Below are 18008 nucleotides of genomic sequence, written 5' to 3' on the forward strand. Positions count from 1 at the left end.
CAACGGCCTATAAGGGAAGTCTAGGAGTGGATTCGTGAGGCGTGTGTGAAAGGCCTGTGATTAGTCCGTTCGGCCAACGAATATCTAATGTGGGAGCGAGCTTGCTCGCGATGGCGGTGGATCAGTCGACAATATCAGCGACTGTTACATCGTCATCGCGAGCAAGCTCGCTCCCACAGGGATGGTGGTGTGGCCAATCAATAGTGATACCACTTCACCTCAAGCATCACTTCGTTCTCGGGTGTGGAGAGGTGGCTGAATTCGCGTTGGGCACTCAGGCGCAGCCCCAGGTTGCGCGACAATTCCCATTGCTGGTTCAGGCTCATGCTGCGGCGCACTTCGCCATTGGTGAAGAAATCGCCCTTGGCTTCCAGGCTGAAGTTGCCGAGCGGGTTTTTCCACAGCAAGCCGCTGTTGAAGCCGGCCGCGGGGGCAACGAACCCTGCAAAGTCGTTGTTGTGTTCGATGCGCACCGTGCCCAGCGCAAACCCGAGCGTGTCTTCGCCCAGTTGCCAGGTGCCGCCGGCACCACCGTTGACGTGGCTGACCAGTGTTTCGTCGTCATGTTTGCCCGGCACCCGCTCCAGGCCGCCGGTGACTTGCCACGACAACGGCTGCAACAGCTCATTGCGCGGCGTCAGGGAGCGGATGGTCGCCAGGTCGAGCTGCTGCAACTGCCAGTGATTGCCTTCGTATTGGCGCAGTTTCATCTGCAGGATTTCGATTTGTGCGCCGAGTGGGAAGCTCTCGGCGTTGTCATTCAGATCGTGATAAGCCATGCGCAGGCCATATTCGCCAAAGGCCTTGTCGCCCCGGGTGCCGATGCCGGCCTGCCAGGTGCGCGATTCATGACCGTCCTCGGGCAGCCCGGGGCGGGGGATATCCAGCTCTGGCGGCGGATTCTGGTTGATCGCCCGCAGCAGTTCGAAACTGCGTTGTGCCCGTTCCGGATCGCGTTCCTGACCATTGGCGCGATAACGTTCAAGTCGGTACGCCGCGTCGATGATCAGTGCCTGACGCTCGCGTGGTTGCGCTTTAAACGCCGGTGCCTGCAGCTGCTTCTGGTCGGCGCTGACTTTCAGCACCCACTGCTGCTCTGCATCGGTCAACGGCTGGGCGCGACTCAACAGCTCCCGTTCGCGTGATGGACGATATTGAATGGACTGCACCAAGCCGGCTTCTTTCACGGCTTTGACGGTGTCGGTCGGAATCGCCGTGAGCGGAAATTGTTCGGTCAGGCGCAGGCTCGGCCGCGCCACTTGCAGCAGCTCCAGCAAGCGATAAGAGCAGTTTTCGTCGAAGAAGAAATAGTCGAACTGGATCTGCTTCAACTCCCAGACGTGCTCGACCATGCGCTCGGTTTCGGCCTGCGTCAGGTTCAGCCGGTACTCCCACAGATCACGATTTTCGAGGCTGCGGTATTCCGAGAGTTTTTCCTGGTAGGGCACCAGTGCGAATAGCCCTGGATAACCGCCCATCAAGCCTTTCCAGGCGTAAAGGATGCTGTTGTCCGAACCTTCGATATAGGCGCCGAAGTTAATCGCATAACTGAGCAGTGCAGTCTTGTCGCTCTCTACATCGGCCTGGTCGATGCGCAGTAAGGTATGGCCGAACATTGATGAAGGACTGTTCAGATAAGCCGCCGGGAAAATCATCACCGCGCTGTGGGGCGAGACATCCTTGAACCACTGCTTGAATTCAGTGCAATCGAGTGACGGAAGATCAGTCAGGTTGAGTTGCGCCTTCAGCCAGCGGGTACGCGCAGGGTAGACGCATTGGGCATGCCGTTCGCCAGCGCTGGTCGGTGCGTACAGCGCCTGCACGGTGGCGGCCAGTTCGTGGTCGGGGTGTTCATTGCCGTCGGGCGCCAGAAAGAACTTCTTGTCGCTGACATAGCTGCGCCAGCCGCCGAGCTTGGCGGTTTCGTAATGGCCCAGGGAAATCCAGAAAGGGTCATTGGCCAGTTGCTGCAAACGTTGGTCGTCAATGTGTGGCGCGGCGGACAGCGGGGCGCAGACACAGAGCGCCAGCCAGGCAAGGCGTTTGAGCATAGTGGGCAACTTAAGTCGAAAAAAACAAAGACCCAAAGAGGGAGGGGCCCAAAAAATAAAACCCGCGCCTCGAGAGGAGCGGGCAGAGTCGAGCTTAAGCTTGAGTAGCGTACTTGGCCAGACGAGGATCGTTCTTCAGGATAGCGAGGGTGTTGGTATGCACGTCTTCAGCGGTCACGTCAGCCTTGCTGAAGATCTGCTGGAAGTGCTCGTGAGTCACAGCGGCGAAGTGCGCACGGTCTTCCTGCGCCACGCCCAGTACTACGGCATAAGTCGTCAGCGCTTCGCCGTTGCCTTTAGCCATGTCTTCGGACAGCTCGTTCATCATGCCATTCATGGCAAGCCAGGATTTGCCGCCATAGGTCAGCGACGCATTGGTCGAGCAACCGTTGGTGCCGGAAGTCATACCAAATGTTGCGTTGCCGGAAGTGCCGTTGGTGGTGGAGGCCAGGAAGTGAGCCGGAGTGCCACGCTGACCTTCGAACAGCATGTTGCCCCAACCGCAATCCGGGCCGCCTGGTGCCTGTGCCATGGCGTTGAGGGATACAACGGTGAAGAGAGTACCGAGAAGAATCCGTTTCATAGCTATGTTCTCTTTGTGTGCATACCAATGGACAAGGGGTCTGGCCCGATCTGGCGCCAGTGGGCCGGTTATTAGTTCCAGCCGCGCAGTTTGGAGTTTAGGCACGTTCCAAGGGTTCCGTCTTTTTTTACGAAACATTCGCACTAAACATTGATTTAGCCCCAGCGCACCCGGGGATGACGGTTTGTCTATGCTTTGGCAAGAGGCGCGCCTTGCAAGTGAGGTAGGGGCAGCGCCAGAATGCCGCTATCTGCCCCGCCTGATGTAAGGAAGCCCGATGCCTGATCCTGTTGCTGCCAGCTTGCGTCTAGCGCCTGAAGCGCTGACCCGTCCGTTTTCCGCTGAACAGTTCAGCTTCTCTACCACCAATGATCTGGAGCCCTTCCGCGGTGTGCTTGGCCAGGAACGTGCGGTCGAAGCCTTGCAGTTTGGCGTGGCCATGCCACGCCCCGGTTACAACGTATTCGTCATGGGTGAGCCCGGCACCGGCCGGTTTTCGTTCGTCAAACGCTACCTGAAAGCCGAAGGCAAACGCCTGCAGACCCCGGCAGACTGGGTCTACGTCAACAATTTCGACGAGCCTCGCGAACCCCGCGCGCTGGAGCTGCCCTCGGGCACGGCCGGTGCCTTCATCGCTGACATCAACGGTTTGATCGACAACCTGCTGGCAACCTTTCCGGCGGTCTTCGAACACCCGTCCTACCAGCAGAAGAAAAGTGCCATCGACCGTGCCTTCAACCAGCGCTACGACAAGGCTCTGGATGTGATCGAGCGTCTGGCGCTGGAGAAAGAGGTCGCGCTGTACCGCGATGCCAGCAATATTGCGTTCACTCCGATGGCCGAGGGAAAGGCGCTGGACGAGGCGGAATTTTCCCAGTTGCCGGAAGCCGATCGCGACCGTTTCCACGACGATATCTCGTGGCTGGAAGAACGCCTCAACGAAGAACTCGCGAGCCTGCCGCAATGGAAGCGCGAGTCGAGCAATCAACTGCGCCACCTCAACGAAGAAACCATCACCCTGGCCTTGCAGCCGCTGCTGTCTCCGCTCTCGGAGAAGTACGCCGAAAACGCTGCGGTGTGCGGTTATCTGCAAGCGATGCAGGTTTATCTGCTCAAGACCGTGGTCGAGCAATTGGTCGACGACAGTAAAGTCGATGCGGTAGCCCGCAAGATGCTGGAAGAACAATACGCGCCGAGCCTGGTGGTCGGTCATTCCGCCAGCGGCGGTGCGCCGGTGGTGTTCGAGCCGCACCCGACTTACGAAAACCTGTTTGGCCGCATCGAATACAGCACCGACCAAGGGGCGCTGTACACGACCTATCGGCAGCTGCGCCCGGGTGCATTGCACCGCGCCAACGGCGGATTCCTGATCCTTGAAGCGGAAAAAATGCTCAGCGAGCCGTTCGTGTGGGACGCGCTGAAACGCGCCCTGCAATCGCGCAAGCTGAAAATGGAGTCGCCGCTCGGTGAGCTGGGCCGTCTGGCCACCGTGACCCTGACGCCGCAAAACATTCCATTGCAAGTGAAGGTCGTCATCATTGGTGCGCGGCAGTTGTATTACACGCTGCAAGACCTCGATCCGGACTTCCAGGAAATGTTTCGCGTCCTGGTGGACTTCGATGAAGACATCCCGATGGTCGACGAAAGCCTGGAGCAGTTCGCCCAGTTGCTCAAGACCCGTACTTCGGAAGAAGGCATGGCACCGCTGACCGCCGACGCGGTAGCACGCCTGGCGACCTACAGTGCACGCCTGGCCGAGCATCAGGGACGTTTGTCGGCGCGCATTGGCGATCTCTTCCAGCTGGTCAGCGAGGCGGATTTCATTCGCAACCTGGCGAGCGACGATATGACCGATGCCGGGCACATCGAACGCGCACTGAAGGCCAAGGCGACTCGCACCGGGCGCGTTTCGGCACGGATTCTCGATGACATGCTCGCCGGGATCATCCTGATCGATACCGATGGCGCGGCGGTGGGCAAATGTAATGGTCTGACGGTGCTGGAGGTCGGCGACTCGGCCTTCGGTGTGCCGGCGCGGATTTCGGCCACGGTGTATCCGGGTGGCAGCGGCATTGTCGACATCGAGCGCGAGGTCAACCTTGGCCAGCCAATTCACTCCAAAGGCGTGATGATCCTCACCGGGTATCTGGGCAGCCGTTACGCCCAGGAATTCCCGCTGGCGATCTCGGCGAGTATCGCGCTGGAACAGTCCTACGGTTACGTCGACGGCGACAGTGCGTCGCTGGGCGAGGCGTGCACGCTGATCTCGGCCTTGTCGAGAACACCGCTCAAGCAATGCTTTGCGATCACAGGCTCCATCAACCAGTTTGGTGAAGTGCAGGCCGTGGGCGGGGTCAACGAGAAAATCGAAGGCTTCTTCCGGCTCTGCGAAGCCCGCGGTTTGACCGGGGAGCAGGGGGCGATCATTCCCCACGCCAACGTTGCCACGTTGATGCTCGATGAGAAGGTGTTGTCGGCGGTGCGTGCGGGTCAATTCCACGTCTATGCGGTGCGCCAGGCCGATGAGGCGCTGAGTCTGCTGGTGGGCGAGCCGGCCGGAGCGCCGGACGAGAATGGCGCGTTTCCCGAGGGCAGCGTGAATGCGCGGGTGGTGGAACGCTTGCGGGTGATCGCTGAAATGATCAGCGAAGACGACCTCAAGGAGGCCGAGAAAGAAGCGGCGCTGGAGGCGTTGGTCGAAGCCAAACCGGCCTGACCCATCTGAGGATCACAACGATCCACTGTGGGAGCGAGCCTGCTCGCTCCCACATTTGTATCCGACGCACCCTGCAATGTGCCATCACTCTGGCGCCAATATTCACACAATGACCATTCGGCGCCTTCTGGTTTCGCTTGACGTACTGGTCAGACTTTTCTTCTATTCTCAGCTCAAGGATATCGACAGTAATCACTGGATCGAGACAGCCTTCCCGTGGGGGCTGAATACCGGATCTATCGAGGGTCGCCGCCATGTCGCGCAACCTCTGCCTTACCCGTCAATGTTTGGGTCTTGTGACCCGTATCGAATGTGCCATCCGCCCATTGGCGGGGGATACGGGCATGTGGACCTTGCTCTTTGCCGCCGGAATGGCCGGCGAACAACCTTCAGCCATCAAGGCACAGGGCCCGTTCCACGGTCCTTTCGTGGCTGAATCAATTCTCGACACGATTGTTGAGAGCCTGACTCTGCATGGCTACGAGCTGGCCGATGACCCGCAAATCTGGTGCCTGCACCTGCAAGCCCAGCTTCGGGAAATCAACGGTGGCCGGTGCCGCAATCTCGGTGGCTTCGAGTTCCGACCCGATCACTGAGCCGGCTATTGCCCGAGGTGCGTCAAGTCCGCTTGGGCCAGTTTGACTTCGAAGCCGTATTGCACGGTGGTGAGGTCGGTTCGCTGGTAAGTTTCCAGACGTGTTGGCTGGCCGTAGAAGTAATGCACGGCAAATAACGCAGGGCCTTCAGTGCTCGCGTCGTGGGTCACCGAAAGAATCTCTTTGAGGTAGTTTCCAGTGTCGTCCTTGGCAAAAAAACGCCAGTCCTGAGCTGGAAACAGCTTCAGATCAACCACCAATGCATTGCCTTTGAGTTCCAGGCCTTTGGGCAATGGGTGGGCGTTGAGCGATTGTTTGTCGACTATCGCCAAAAACAGCGGCATCGAGCCCACTGCATAGGCTGGCGTCTCCGGAAACAGGTTCAGGTCATAGGAGATAGTTCCGTGAAGCGGGTCGACCTGGTAAGCCTCTGGTGGCAGCTCGATGGGGCCATCGCGCTTGCCATTTCCGTCCGCTGTAAAAAAAGTGACCGGGCTATCGCCGGGACTGAACGAGGTGCCGAGCAGTTCATCGTTGAAGCTTCGGGGGTGATCGAATTCAATGCGTGCGGCACTCGGGTCGTCCACCGACTGGGTGACGGTGACGCTCTTCTTCAATTGTTCCTCGCCGAGTGTCGCGCCCTTGAGCCAGCGCGGGGCCTGATCGTCATACACCACGACGGGCAAGCTCAGTGGCTGGATGGTTTTTGCCGTGGTGTGCGGATCGAAGCGGCGCACCGGCAGGTTGAGGTCTTTGCGTGTCACCGTGACGGCTGAAAAGTCCAATACGCTGACGTCGAGGGTGTCGATCGAGCCGTTGAAATACACCTTGGTGTAATGATGATTCTGCTGCTTCTCGAAGTTGCGCTGTTCCTCATCGATCTGCTTTTCGAACGCCTCGCTCCAGGCCTTCTGTTGTTGCATCTTCGTCAGCTGTTGTTGATAGAAGGCTATTTGCGCGGCGGTTTCATTGATCGAACCCGAGCGCGACAGGAATTGTCCGGTGGAGTCCCTGGCCTGGACGATCAAGGGGTTCAATGGCGTATCGCCGACGTCGGGGGCGGGTGGTGCGCTGTTGTTGAATTCGATTTCAGCGTAGTTGTTGGTAAGGCGCAGCAAGGTGACACTGAGGTTGTCATCGGTGCGAGTCTGACCCACGTCCTTTTTCGTCAGCTTAAAGGTGTAGAGGCGGCGCGGCGCAATCACTTCCACCTTGCCCTGCAGGCTCACCGGTTGGGGCTGGTGCTTGATATCCACGTCCAGGCCTTCGATGAACGGATAGGTCACCGTCAAATCATCGGGGTTGCTCAGGTTGGAGCTCGAGGGGCTCAGCTGAATCCCAGGATCGGTTTCCGACCATTCCGGCTGAAACGCGATGACGCGCTTGTTGCTCAGGGTCACCGATTGCCATTCCAGGCCATGGGGAAAGAGGAATGACGCCGGGATGCTGAAATTGAAGGGGAACACCGGTTGCAAGTCGGTCAGGTAGTCGGAGCTCGAATCCTTGTGCAGCACGAACAGACCGTTGATGTAGGTATCGACCAGTGCCTGTGGCGTGGGGTAATGCTTGAGCGCGGCGAGGACGTCTTCGCCGTACTCGGTTTCGACCGGCTTGCTGTCGAGTTTCAGCTGCGCTCGTTCGAGCAGCAACAGTGAGCCGCCCAGTTCGGCCACGGCATCCTTGAGCTTGGGGTCCTGAATGGCATCCAGAGACTTTTCGAACTGCGCGGTCTTTTCCTCGAGGCTGACCTGGCGTTTCTCGTCACTTGGCGAGCAGGCACTCAACAGCAAAGCCAGGCAAATGCCGGCGCTCTTTAGAGGCAATCGCACATCCATTTCCAGTTTTCCTGTCCGATGTCGCTAAGCTTTCGATAGTCTGGACACTAGCAGAAAAACTTTGTAACACACGCGCAGGTAATGGATTTCCCAACGGTTTCCGGTTGCTTCTGAGGACAGACAGGCGGCTGGTATACTCGCGGCCATTTTCAACCCTACGTGCGAGATTCAATGGAACGCTTTATCGAAAATGCGATGTACGCCTCCCGCTGGCTGCTGGCGCCGATCTACTTCGGTCTGTCCCTGGGGCTGCTGGCACTGGCGCTGAAATTCTTCCAGGAAGTCTTCCACGTCATCCCCAATGTATTCTCGATGGCTGAGTCGGATCTGATCCTGGTGCTGCTGTCGTTGATCGACATGGCCCTGGTGGGCGGCCTGCTGGTGATGGTGATGATTTCCGGTTACGAGAACTTCGTCTCCCAACTGGACATCGACGACGACAAGGAAAAGCTCAACTGGTTGGGCACCATGGATTCGTCTTCGTTGAAGATGAAAGTGGCGGCCTCCATCGTGGCGATTTCCTCCATCCACTTGCTGCGGATTTTCATGGACGCCAAGAACGTCGATCCTGAGCATTTGAAATGGTACGTGATCATCCACATGACGTTTGTGGTATCGGCGTTTGCCATGGGGTATCTGGACAAGCTGACCAAGCACTGATTGCTGTCTTTTTGCAGGCTCAAGCCGCCCGTCTGTTGCGAAACAGACGGGCGGTGCCGTTTTTGACTTGTGCTTTGAGGTGCCGAGGCCTATCCATGTATTGATATTGGCTCGCCACTGCGTGAGGTGCCTCCATGAATGTTGAAGAGTTGCGTGCGTATGCCATCGCCGGAAAAATCGATGAGCTGAACCTGATTTCCATGGAGGGCGGGATCTATCTGCTGGAGGCTCGGATGCACGGTGCTGCGTATCCGTTGAGCGATACTCGCGGGCATATGTTTCATTTGCGCTCGGTCGAGCATGCACGTGATCTGATCAAGTCCTTCCCGGCCTTGCCATTCAATCTTGTGCACACCTCTGTTCATGACGAAATGTGCGGATTGAGCGCGGCGGAAGAAAGCCTTAAGTTGCCGATAGCCTTCCGTTCGTTCTGGGCGCACTGACGGCGCTCATCAGCATTGCCACATCTGTGCTAGTCTGCTGGCCCTTTTGGTTCCGGGCGCATCCGGGATGCGCTGTGCAAGCACGGCAAGTTCCGGGCCGTCCGCACAGCGGAGCAGTGTCATGTCCGAAGTAAATCTGTCCACCGACGAAACCCGCGTCAGCTACGGTATTGGCCGTCAGCTGGGCGATCAACTGCGCGACAACCCGCCACCGGGCGTTAACCTGGACGCGATCCTGGCTGGCCTGACTGACGCATTCGCCGGCAAGCCTAGCCGTGTGGGCCAGGAAGAAATGTCCGCAAGCTTCAAGGTGATCCGTGAAATCATGCAGGCCGAAGCAGCTGCAAAAGCTGAAGCGGCTGCTGGCGAAGGCCTGGCGTTCCTGGCTGAAAATGCCAAGCGCGATGGCATCACCACCCTGGCTTCCGGCCTGCAATTTGAAGTGCTGACTCAAGGTGAAGGCGCCAAGCCAACCCGAGAAGATCAAGTGCGCACCCACTACCACGGCACCCTGATCGATGGCACTGTGTTTGACAGCTCCTACGATCGTGGCCAACCAGCAGAATTCCCGGTTGGCGGCGTGATCCCTGGCTGGACCGAAGCCCTGCAACTGATGAACGCCGGTAGCAAATGGCGTCTGTACGTGCCGAGCGAACTGGCTTACGGCGCTCAAGGCGTTGGCGGCATTCCACCGCACAGCGTACTGGTATTCGACGTCGAGCTGCTCGACGTTCTGTAAGACCTGGCCCGATCTAACGTCGGGCTGATGTGGGAGCGACACACCGTCGCTCCCACAGTGTTTTACGGTTTCTCATAGTTCGATCTTATGGTTCAAATCGCTGGTCGGGCGCAACGCCCGGGCATAGCAAAACAGAAACAGATTACGCACCAGCTCCTTGAGCACCACTGGCTCGCTGGAACTCAAGCTGTTGACGTCCAGGTCACCCTGGTCCTGCAATTCGTTCAAGGCTTCCTCTTCAAGCACCGCACAGACTTCTCCGGTTTCCCGATGCAGGATCCTGAGGTAGGGGTGTGGACGGTCCAGCCAGGCATCGATCAAGTAAGTCATGAGTCTCATCTCCTTTAATGGGTTTCAATGAGAATAATTCTTATTCGTCGAATAGCAAGGGGCTATTGGCGATTTGTGATTTTTTCCGGGTAAAGGTTGCGTGAGGTCAAAACGGCTGGCGTTGGCTACTGCCAGGAATAGCTGGGCGAAGCGGGGGAGGGTGAAGCGCCATCCCACGCAGGGCGCGGGATGGAAGACAGCAATATCAGACTTTTCTGACGAACTCGGATTTGAGCTTCATCGGGCCAATGCCGTCGATCTTGCAGTCGATGTCGTGATCGCCGTCGCACAGGCGGATGTTCTTGACCTTGGTGCCGACCTTGACCACCAGCGACGTGCCCTTGACCTTGAGGTCCTTGATCACGGTGATGGTATCGCCGTCTTGCAGAACATTACCGACCGAATCTTTTTTCACGGAGTCATCGGACGCCGCTTCAGCTTCGCCGTTGGCGGACCATTCGTGGGCGCACTCCGGGCAGATCAACTGCGCACCGTCTTCATAGGTGTATTCGGAATTGCATTTCGGGCAGGGTGGCAACGTGCTCACTAAGGCTCCTTGGATTGAGGATCGCTAAAAGTCGCACATTATATAGGGTTTTAGGCGGGAGAGGGTTGGGCGCTGATAAACCTGTGGGAGCGAGCCTGCTCGCGATTGCTGTGCGTCTGCCAGCACAACAGTGTCGACTGGCAGATTGCAATCGCGAGCAGGCTCGCTCCCACAGGGTATTGCGGTGCAGTTAGTGCGTACGGGCGACCGCAAACTCACTCAACTCAACCAGCGCATCGCGGTATTCGCTGGCAGGCAGAGCGTCGAGGCACTTGATCGCACGGGCCACGTAATCACGAGCCAGAGTTGCGGTGTATTCCAGCGAGCCGGAAGCTTCAACGGCCTCGCGGATGCTTTCCAGGTCTTCGATCCCGCCTTTCTGGATCGCCTTGCGCACCAGTGCAGCCTGCTCCGGCGTGCCTTCGCGCATGGTGTAGATCAGCGGTAAAGTCGGTTTCCCTTCGGCCAGATCGTCACCGACGTTCTTGCCCAGGGTTTCTGCGTCGCCTTTGTAGTCCAGCAAGTCGTCGACCAGTTGGAAAGCCACGCCCAGATGATCGCCGAACGTACGCAGTGCTTCGGCCTGTTCCGCCGTGGCTTCGCACAGGGCTGCGGCGCTGTGGGTCGACGCCTCGAAGAGCATCGCGGTCTTGCCGCGGATGACTTCCATGTAGGTTTCTTCCGTGGTGCTGGCGTCACGAACCTTCGACAGCTGCAACACCTCGCCTTCAGCGATGATGCGCGTGGCTTGCGAAAGGATCTTCATCACTGGCATGGAGCCCAGCTCGACCATCATTTCGAAGGAGCGCGAGTACAGGAAGTCGCCGACCAGTACGCTGGGAGCGTTGCCCCACATGGCGTTGGCGGTCGAGCGGCCACGGCGCATGCCCGACATGTCGACCACGTCGTCGTGCAGCAGGGTGGCGGTGTGCAGAAACTCAATGGTTGCGGCCAGCAGGCGTAAGTCATCGCCTTCGCGACCCAGGGCCTTGCCACACAGCAACACTAATAATGGGCGCAGGCGTTTACCGCCGGCCGAGGTGATGTAATCGCCGATTTTCGATACCAGCGGCACGCGTGAAGTCAGCTGCTTCTTGATGATGCCGTCGACGGCGCTAAAATCGTCCGCCACCGCGCGGTAGAAAGCTTGGGGTTGCATCAGCGACAGTTGCTCCAGAAGGGTTGCGCGGCATGCTAGGACCCACGTCGGCGGGTGTCAAGGCGCGATGGACGGCCTCTTGCATCGTCTTGGCAGCTTGCGTACAATCGCGCACCCTGAACTTCCTGGGCAGCACCTGCCTTACGCAATTGCAAACAGGCCTTCCAGCCTTATGCAGCCATGCCAGCCAATACCTCTTCTTATAAAGAGCTGGGTGAGCAGGATTATCGGAGAAATACCATGTCGTACGCAGTAATTGTTACTGGTGGCAAGCAATACAAGGTCGCCCCAGGTGAATACCTGAAGATCGAAAAACTGGAAATCGCTACTGGCGAATCCGTTACTTTTGATCGCGTTCTGTTGGTCGCCAATGGCGATGACGTGAACATCGGCGCTCCAGTTGTTGCCGGCGCTACCGTTGTGGCTGAAGTGATCTCCCAAGGTCGTCACGATAAAGTCCGCATCATCAAGTTCCGTCGTCGTAAGCACCACATGAAGCGTATGGGCCACCGCCAGTGGTACACCGAGATCAAAATCACCGGTATTCAGGCTTAATTTCAGCCTAATTCCTCACTAGGAGAATTGACTCATGGCACACAAAAAAGCTGGTGGTAGTACCCGTAACGGTCGCGACTCAGAAGCCAAACGCCTTGGCGTGAAGATGTATGGCGGCCAGGTTATCATTCCGGGCAACATCATCGTGCGTCAGCGCGGCACCCAATTCCACGCCGGTTACGGTGTTGGCATGGGTAAAGATCACACTCTGTTCGCTAAAATCGACGGCGTGATCAAGTTCGAAGTAAAAGGCGCCTTCGGTCGTCGTTACGTAAGCATTGTCCCGAAGACTGAAGTCGTCGCGGCATAATTACGTGGTTGCTGGAAAAGCCCTGTCTTGCGACGGGGCTTTTTCGTTTGTGGGGTGAGTCTCTTGCAAAGCTGTTTGTAATGGGCTCCAGCGCTGGATTCGCGGTCGTTGATTGAGGTCGCTGCGCTCATTTTTGCAAGAGTCTTATGTCTAGATTTTTTCGGCTCGTCCGTATGGCGAGAGGCGTTTTGTTATGAAGTTTGTTGATGAAGTATCGATTCGAGTAAAGGCCGGTGACGGCGGCAACGGTTGCATGAGCTTCCGTCGCGAAAAGTTTATCGAAAACGGCGGCCCGAACGGCGGTGATGGTGGTGATGGCGGCTCGGTCTACATGCTCGCCGACGAAAACCTCAACACCCTGGTGGACTACCGTTACACCCGGCACTTCGATGCCGAGCGCGGTTCCAACGGCGGCAGCACTGACTGCACCGGCAAGAAAGGTGAGGAGCTGGTACTGCGTGTACCGGTCGGCACTACCGTTATCGATGCGGCCACCCAGGAAGTCATTGGTGACCTGACCAAGGCTGGCCAGAAATTGTTGGTGGCTCACGGTGGCTGGCACGGCCTGGGCAACACGCGCTTCAAATCCAGTACCAACCGGGCTCCGCGTCAAACCACTCCGGGCAAGCCGGGTGAGGCGCGTGATCTCAAGCTGGAAATGAAAGTGTTGGCTGACGTTGGCTTGTTGGGTCTGCCCAACGCTGGCAAAAGTACCTTCATTCGTTCGGTATCGGCCGCCAAGCCGAAAGTCGCTGACTATCCGTTCACCACGCTGGTGCCAAACCTGGGTGTGGTCAGTGTCGATCGCTGGAAAAGCTTCGTGGTCGCGGACATTCCGGGGCTGATCGAAGGCGCTTCCGATGGCGCAGGCCTGGGGATTCGTTTCCTCAAGCACTTGTCGCGTACCCGTTTGCTGCTGCACCTCGTGGACATGGCGCCGCTGGATGATGCCAGCGCTCCGGATGCCGCTGAAGTGATCGTCAGTGAGCTGACCAAGTTCAGCCCGTCCCTGGCAGAGCGTGATCGCTGGCTGGTGCTGAACAAATGCGACCAGATCCTTGAAGAAGAGCACGACGCTCGCGTCAAGGAAATCGTCGACCGCCTGGAGTGGACTGGTCCTGTCTACGTGATTTCGGCCATCTCCAAGCTTGGTACCGAACGTCTGTGTCACGACATCATGCGTTACATGGAAGACCGTGCTGATCGTCTGGCTAACGACCCGGCCTACAAGGAAGAGCTGGCCGAACTCGATCAGCGCATCGAAGACGAAGCCCGTGCTCAGCTGCAGGCGCTGGATGATCAGCGTGCCCTGCGTCGCAGCGGCGTGAAGTCGGTCCATGACATCGGCGACGATGATTGGGACGAAGAAGATGTGGATGATGAAGACGGTCCGGAAATCATTTACGTGCGTGACTGATTCGTTGCGATAAACTTAAACGCCGCTTACTAGAGCGGCGTTTTAGTATCTGGAAATCGATTGTTGGTCACAAATAACCACGAATAACGTTACGGGCAGTGCTACGTCGCGCTGTCCTCAAGCTAAGGTTGAAGATGATGCGGAGCAAGGTGACAGGTGCGCAGCGTTGGGTCGTGAAAATCGGCAGCGCTTTGCTGACGGCGGACGGCAAGGGCCTGGATCGCGCGGCAATGGGTGTCTGGGTCGAGCAGATGGTTGCTTTGCATGAAGCTGGCGTCGAGCTGGTGCTGGTGTCCTCCGGGGCTGTGGCGGCGGGTATGAGTCGCCTGGGCTGGACGGTGCGACCCAGTGCGATGCATGAACTGCAGGCCGCTGCCGCCATCGGTCAGATGGGGTTGGTGCAGGCCTGGGAGTCGAGCTTCGCCGAGCATGGCCGGCACACTGCGCAGATTCTCCTGACGCACGATGACTTGTCTGATCGCAAACGCTACCTGAATGCGCGCAGTACGCTGCGAGCATTGGTCGAGCTGAAAGTGATCCCGGTCATCAACGAAAACGACACTGTGGTCACCGACGAGATCCGTTTCGGCGACAACGACACCTTGGCGGCGCTGGTGGCGAACCTGGTTGAGGCTGATCTGCTGGTCATTCTCACCGATCGCGATGGCATGTTCGATGCTGACCCTCGCAACAACCCCAACGCAAACCTGATTTACGAAGCGCGCGCTGATGATCCGGCGCTGGATGCCGTCGCGGGCGGCACCGGTGGTGCATTGGGTCGTGGCGGTATGCAGACCAAGTTGCGCGCTGCGCGTCTGGCGGCGCGTTCCGGTGCGCACACCATCATCGTGGGCGGGCGCATTGATCGCGTGCTGGATCGCCTGAAGGCGGGCGAGCGCATCGGTACCTTGTTGTCGCCGGAGCGCGGCATGTTGGCGGCGCGCAAGCAATGGCTGGCCGGGCATCTGCAGACTCGCGGCACCCTGGTGCTGGATGCGGGTGCGGTGACAGCGTTGTCCAAGGGCAACAAAAGTCTGCTGCCGGTGGGGGTCAAGCTGGTCCAGGGTAGTTTTCGGCGTGGTGAAATGGTCGTTTGTGTGGCCCCGGATGGTCGGGAGATTGCTCGCGGCCTGGCCAACTACAGTGCGCTTGAAGCACAAAAAATCATCGGTCAGTCGTCTGAGGCGATTGTCGGTCTGTTGGGTTACATGGCTGAGCCGGAACTGGTTCACCGCGATAACCTGATTCTGGTCTGAAGGAATACCTGAATGCGCATGGCAAAAGGATTATTGGGTCTGCTGTTGGCGATGCCGCTGCTGGCGTCGGCCGAGGAAATTGGCCAGGTGTCGACGGTGTTCAAATTCGTCGGCCCGAATGACCGTATCGTCGTCGAGGCGTTTGATGATCCCAAGGTAGACGGCGTGACCTGCTACCTGTCGCGAGCCAAGACGGGCGGCGTGAAGGGCGGTTTGGGATTGGCTGAAGATCGTGCAGAGGCGTCTATCGCGTGCCGCCAAGTCGGTCCGATCAGTTTCAAGGGCGAGCTCAAGGATGGTGACGAGGTGTTCAAGGAGCGCACATCGCTGGTGTTCAAGACCATGCAGGTAGTGCGGTTCCTCGACAAGAAGCGCAATACGCTGGTGTACCTGGTTTATAGCGATCGCCTGATCGAAGGCAGTCCGCAGAATGCGGTGACGGCCATCCCGATCCTGCCGTGGACACACGCTCAGTAGCCTAGCGAAGATCCAAATTGTGGGAGCGGGCTTGCTCGCGAATGCGGTGTGTCAGGTGATTTGATGTTGGCTGACACGCCGCATTCGCGAGCAGGCCCGCTCCCACATTTTTTTGTGCGACGATTTATTAAATCGCAGGCAATAAAAAACCGACCCTAGGGTCGGTTTTTTAACAAGCTTATCGCTTATGCGGCAACAGCAAGGTTCAGAGCCTTGACGTGACCGTTCAGGCGGCTCTTATGACGAGCTGCCTTGTTCTTGTGGATGATGCCTTTATCGGCCATACGGTCGATAACTGGCACAGCCAGAACGTAAGCTGCTTGAGCTTTTTCAGCGTCTTTTGCGTCGATGGCTTTAACTACATTCTTGATGTAGGTACGAACCATGGAACGCAGGCTGGCGTTGTGGCTGCGACGCTTCTCAGCCTGTTTTGCACGTTTTTTGGCGGAAGGTGTGTTGGCCACCGTCGAGCTCCTCGAAAGACTTTTTAGGAAATAGCAAACAAAATAGGCCGCGAATCATGCCGATGAGTTGATGTCTTGTCAAGGGCGGTTGAGACGTTCCGCTAAGTGGTAGGTATAAAGAGGCGGGATATTTATTTCCGGCGCTTGACCTGTAAACTCGCGAGCTTTGGCTCTGTGCTGCTGCGGCGCGGAGTATCGCATAAGTAGGCGCTTTGTTCGCCTGCTGTTTATCGACAGGCACAAACTCTTTCAATGAATCTGCTCAAATCGTTGGCCGCCGTCAGCTCTATCACGATGCTTTCCCGGGTTCTGGGGTTCGTTCGTGACACTCTCATCGCGCGCACATTTGGCGCCGGAATGGCGACTGACGCCTTCTTCATCGCCTTCAAACTGCCCAATCTGCTGCGGCGAATCTTTGCCGAAGGGGCATTTTCCCAGGCATTTGTGCCGATTCTTGCCGAATACAAAAGCCAAAAGGGCGAAGAGGCGACGCGAACCTTCATTGCTTACGTCAGCGGCCTGCTGACATTGGTGCTGGCCCTGGTCACCGCGCTGGGCATACTTGCCGCGCCGTGGGTTATCTGGGCCACGGCGCCGGGTTTCACCGATACCCCGGAAAAATTCGAGCTGACCTCCAACCTGTTGCGGGTGACCTTCCCTTATATATTGCTGATTTCCCTGTCCTCTTTGGCGGGCGCGATCCTCAATACGTACAACCGCTTTTCCGTGCCGGCCTTCGTGCCGACCCTGCTCAACGTCAGCATGATTGTCTTTTCGGTGTTTCTGACGCCGTATTTCGATCCGCCGGTGATGGCGCTGGGCTGGGCGGTACTGGTGGGTGGGCTGGCGCAATTGCTCTATCAGCTGCCACACCTGAAAAAGATCGGCATGCTCGTACTTCCGCGTCTGAATCTGCGTGACACTGGCGTCTGGCGCGTCATGAAGCAGATGTTGCCGGCGATTCTCGGCGTCTCCGTGAGTCAGATTTCGCTGATCATCAACACGATTTTCGCCTCGTTCCTGGTCGCAGGCTCCGTGTCGTGGATGTATTACGCCGACCGCTTGATGGAATTGCCGTCCGGTGTGCTGGGCGTCGCGCTCGGAACGATTCTGCTGCCGACCCTGGCCAAGACCTACGCCAGCAAGGATCGCCACGAGTACTCGCGCATTCTCGATTGGGGCCTGCGCCTGTGCTTCGTGCTGGTGCTGCCATGTTCGCTGGCGCTAGGGATCCTGGCCGAGCCGCTGACGGTTTCGCTGTTCCAGTACGGCCAGTTCAGTGCGTTTGACGCGTCCATGACTCAGCGGGCGTTGATTGCCTATTCTGTTGGTCTGCTCGGGATTATTGTGATCAAGGTGCTGGCGCCGGGCTTTTATGCGCAACAAAACATCCGGACCCCGGTAAAAATCGCGATTTTTACCCTGGTCGTTACACAGTTGTTCAACCTGGTGCTGATCGGCCCGCTGGCTCACGCCGGTCTGGCCCTGGCGATCAGCGTCGGTGCCTGCATCAATGCCGGGCTATTGTTCTATCAATTGCGCAAACAGCAGATGTATCAGCCGCAGCCGGGCTGGGCGAAGTTTGGCCTTAAACTGGTGATTGCCGTATTGGTCATGTCTGCGGTGCTACTGGTCGGGATGCACTTTATGCCCGCCTGGGATCAGGGGCAGATGCTGCAGCGGTTCCTGCGCCTGGGCGCATTGGTCACGGCCGGTGTCGTCAGTTATTTTGGCATGCTGCTGTTGATGGGCTTCCGTTTGCGCGACTTCAATCGCAAGGCACTGAGCTGAGGCTTTTGCCTCGATAAACATGGGCGAACCGGCAGTTTTGTCGGCTCGATTACTTTGGGTTACGGTGTTGCCTGTCGTC

At 57.8% G+C, this 18008-nt stretch carries 18 protein-coding genes; 11 read left to right on the top strand and 7 right to left on the bottom strand.

What is annotated here, in order from left to right:
- Window positions 1-197: 197 nt before the first annotated feature.
- A complete protein-coding gene (locus tag QRN31_RS13765) occupies window positions 198-2051 on the bottom strand; it encodes an Lnb N-terminal periplasmic domain-containing protein (protein WP_285432538.1) in 1854 nt (617 codons plus the stop codon).
- Between the two features lie 94 nt (window positions 2052-2145).
- On the bottom strand, window positions 2146-2634 hold the full coding sequence (locus tag QRN31_RS13770; protein ID WP_285432539.1) for a DUF3015 domain-containing protein: 489 nt from the start codon (window positions 2632-2634) through the stop codon (window positions 2146-2148).
- Between the two features lie 277 nt (window positions 2635-2911).
- Here QRN31_RS13770 and QRN31_RS13775 point away from each other — a divergent pair, with 277 nt between their 5' ends.
- Together QRN31_RS13775 and QRN31_RS13780 are read left to right on the top strand one after the other, a co-directional pair.
- Window positions 2912-5350 (top strand): Lon protease family protein, encoded by a 2439-nt coding sequence (locus QRN31_RS13775; RefSeq protein WP_285432540.1) that lies wholly within the window; start codon window positions 2912-2914, stop codon window positions 5348-5350.
- A 254-nt stretch (window positions 5351-5604) separates the two neighbouring features.
- Entirely contained in the window at window positions 5605-5946 is a 342-nt protein-coding gene (locus tag QRN31_RS13780; protein ID WP_090179723.1) for a PA4575 family protein, read from the top strand.
- 5 nt (window positions 5947-5951) lie between these two features.
- On the opposite strand, the gene QRN31_RS13785 is transcribed toward QRN31_RS13780, so the two are convergent.
- On the bottom strand, window positions 5952-7781 hold the full coding sequence (locus QRN31_RS13785; protein ID WP_285432541.1) for a hypothetical protein: 1830 nt from the start codon (window positions 7779-7781) through the stop codon (window positions 5952-5954).
- A 171-nt stretch (window positions 7782-7952) separates the two neighbouring features.
- Between QRN31_RS13785 and QRN31_RS13790 the strand changes: the two genes are divergently transcribed.
- The 3 genes from QRN31_RS13790 to bamJ all read left to right on the top strand — a co-directional run bounded on the left by QRN31_RS13790 (window position 7953) and on the right by bamJ (window position 9623).
- A complete protein-coding gene (locus tag QRN31_RS13790) occupies window positions 7953-8441 on the top strand; it encodes a TIGR00645 family protein (protein WP_149418392.1) in 489 nt (162 codons plus the stop codon).
- 134 nt (window positions 8442-8575) lie between these two features.
- A complete protein-coding gene (locus tag QRN31_RS13795; protein WP_259155886.1) occupies window positions 8576-8884 on the top strand; it encodes a DUF6482 family protein in 309 nt (102 codons plus the stop codon).
- A gap of 121 nt (window positions 8885-9005) precedes the next feature.
- On the top strand, window positions 9006-9623 hold the full coding sequence (bamJ, locus tag QRN31_RS13800; RefSeq protein WP_285432542.1) for a BamJ family beta-barrel-assembly machinery protein: 618 nt from the start codon (window positions 9006-9008) through the stop codon (window positions 9621-9623).
- A 72-nt stretch (window positions 9624-9695) separates the two neighbouring features.
- On the opposite strand, the gene QRN31_RS13805 is transcribed toward bamJ, so the two are convergent.
- The 3 genes from QRN31_RS13805 to QRN31_RS13815 all read right to left on the bottom strand — a co-directional run bounded on the left by QRN31_RS13805 (window position 9696) and on the right by QRN31_RS13815 (window position 11659).
- The gene (locus QRN31_RS13805) at window positions 9696-9953 is read right to left on the bottom strand and encodes a PA4570 family protein (protein ID WP_285432543.1); all 258 of its coding nucleotides are present in this window, start codon (window positions 9951-9953) and stop codon (window positions 9696-9698) included.
- Window positions 9954-10158: 205 nt separating this feature from the next.
- Complete coding sequence (locus QRN31_RS13810) at window positions 10159-10500, bottom strand: zinc ribbon domain-containing protein YjdM (RefSeq protein WP_222588519.1); 342 nt, start codon at window positions 10498-10500, stop codon at window positions 10159-10161.
- 190 nt (window positions 10501-10690) lie between these two features.
- On the bottom strand, window positions 10691-11659 hold the full coding sequence (locus QRN31_RS13815) for a polyprenyl synthetase family protein (protein WP_208671383.1): 969 nt from the start codon (window positions 11657-11659) through the stop codon (window positions 10691-10693).
- A 240-nt stretch (window positions 11660-11899) separates the two neighbouring features.
- Here QRN31_RS13815 and rplU point away from each other — a divergent pair, with 240 nt between their 5' ends.
- The 5 genes from rplU to QRN31_RS13840 all read left to right on the top strand — a co-directional run bounded on the left by rplU (window position 11900) and on the right by QRN31_RS13840 (window position 15674).
- Window positions 11900-12214 (top strand): 50S ribosomal protein L21, encoded by a 315-nt coding sequence (gene rplU, locus QRN31_RS13820; protein WP_003176051.1) that lies wholly within the window; start codon window positions 11900-11902, stop codon window positions 12212-12214.
- 34 nt (window positions 12215-12248) lie between these two features.
- Window positions 12249-12524, top strand: coding sequence for a 50S ribosomal protein L27 (gene rpmA, locus QRN31_RS13825; protein WP_017340859.1), 276 nt, complete (start codon window positions 12249-12251; stop codon window positions 12522-12524).
- 193 nt (window positions 12525-12717) lie between these two features.
- Window positions 12718-13941 (top strand): Obg family GTPase CgtA, encoded by a 1224-nt coding sequence (gene cgtA / locus QRN31_RS13830; RefSeq protein ID WP_285432544.1) that lies wholly within the window; start codon window positions 12718-12720, stop codon window positions 13939-13941.
- Window positions 13942-14078: 137 nt separating this feature from the next.
- A complete protein-coding gene (gene proB, locus QRN31_RS13835; RefSeq protein WP_285432582.1) occupies window positions 14079-15197 on the top strand; it encodes a glutamate 5-kinase in 1119 nt (372 codons plus the stop codon).
- A 12-nt stretch (window positions 15198-15209) separates the two neighbouring features.
- Window positions 15210-15674 carry a CreA family protein gene (locus tag QRN31_RS13840; protein ID WP_285432545.1) on the top strand — a complete coding sequence of 155 codons (465 nt, stop codon included), beginning with the start codon at window positions 15210-15212 and terminating at the stop codon, window positions 15672-15674.
- Window positions 15675-15859: 185 nt separating this feature from the next.
- Here the strand turns inward: QRN31_RS13840 and rpsT are convergent, their stop codons facing one another.
- Window positions 15860-16138 (bottom strand): 30S ribosomal protein S20, encoded by a 279-nt coding sequence (rpsT, locus tag QRN31_RS13845; RefSeq protein ID WP_008154937.1) that lies wholly within the window; start codon window positions 16136-16138, stop codon window positions 15860-15862.
- Between the two features lie 252 nt (window positions 16139-16390).
- Here rpsT and murJ point away from each other — a divergent pair, with 252 nt between their 5' ends.
- Window positions 16391-17929, top strand: a complete 1539-nt coding sequence (gene murJ, locus QRN31_RS13850; protein ID WP_285432546.1) for a murein biosynthesis integral membrane protein MurJ — start codon at window positions 16391-16393, stop codon at window positions 17927-17929.
- Window positions 17930-18008 lie beyond the last annotated feature (79 nt).

The organism is Pseudomonas sp. fls2-241-R2A-110, from assembly GCF_030209165.1.
Taxonomy (GTDB): domain Bacteria; phylum Pseudomonadota; class Gammaproteobacteria; order Pseudomonadales; family Pseudomonadaceae; genus Aquipseudomonas.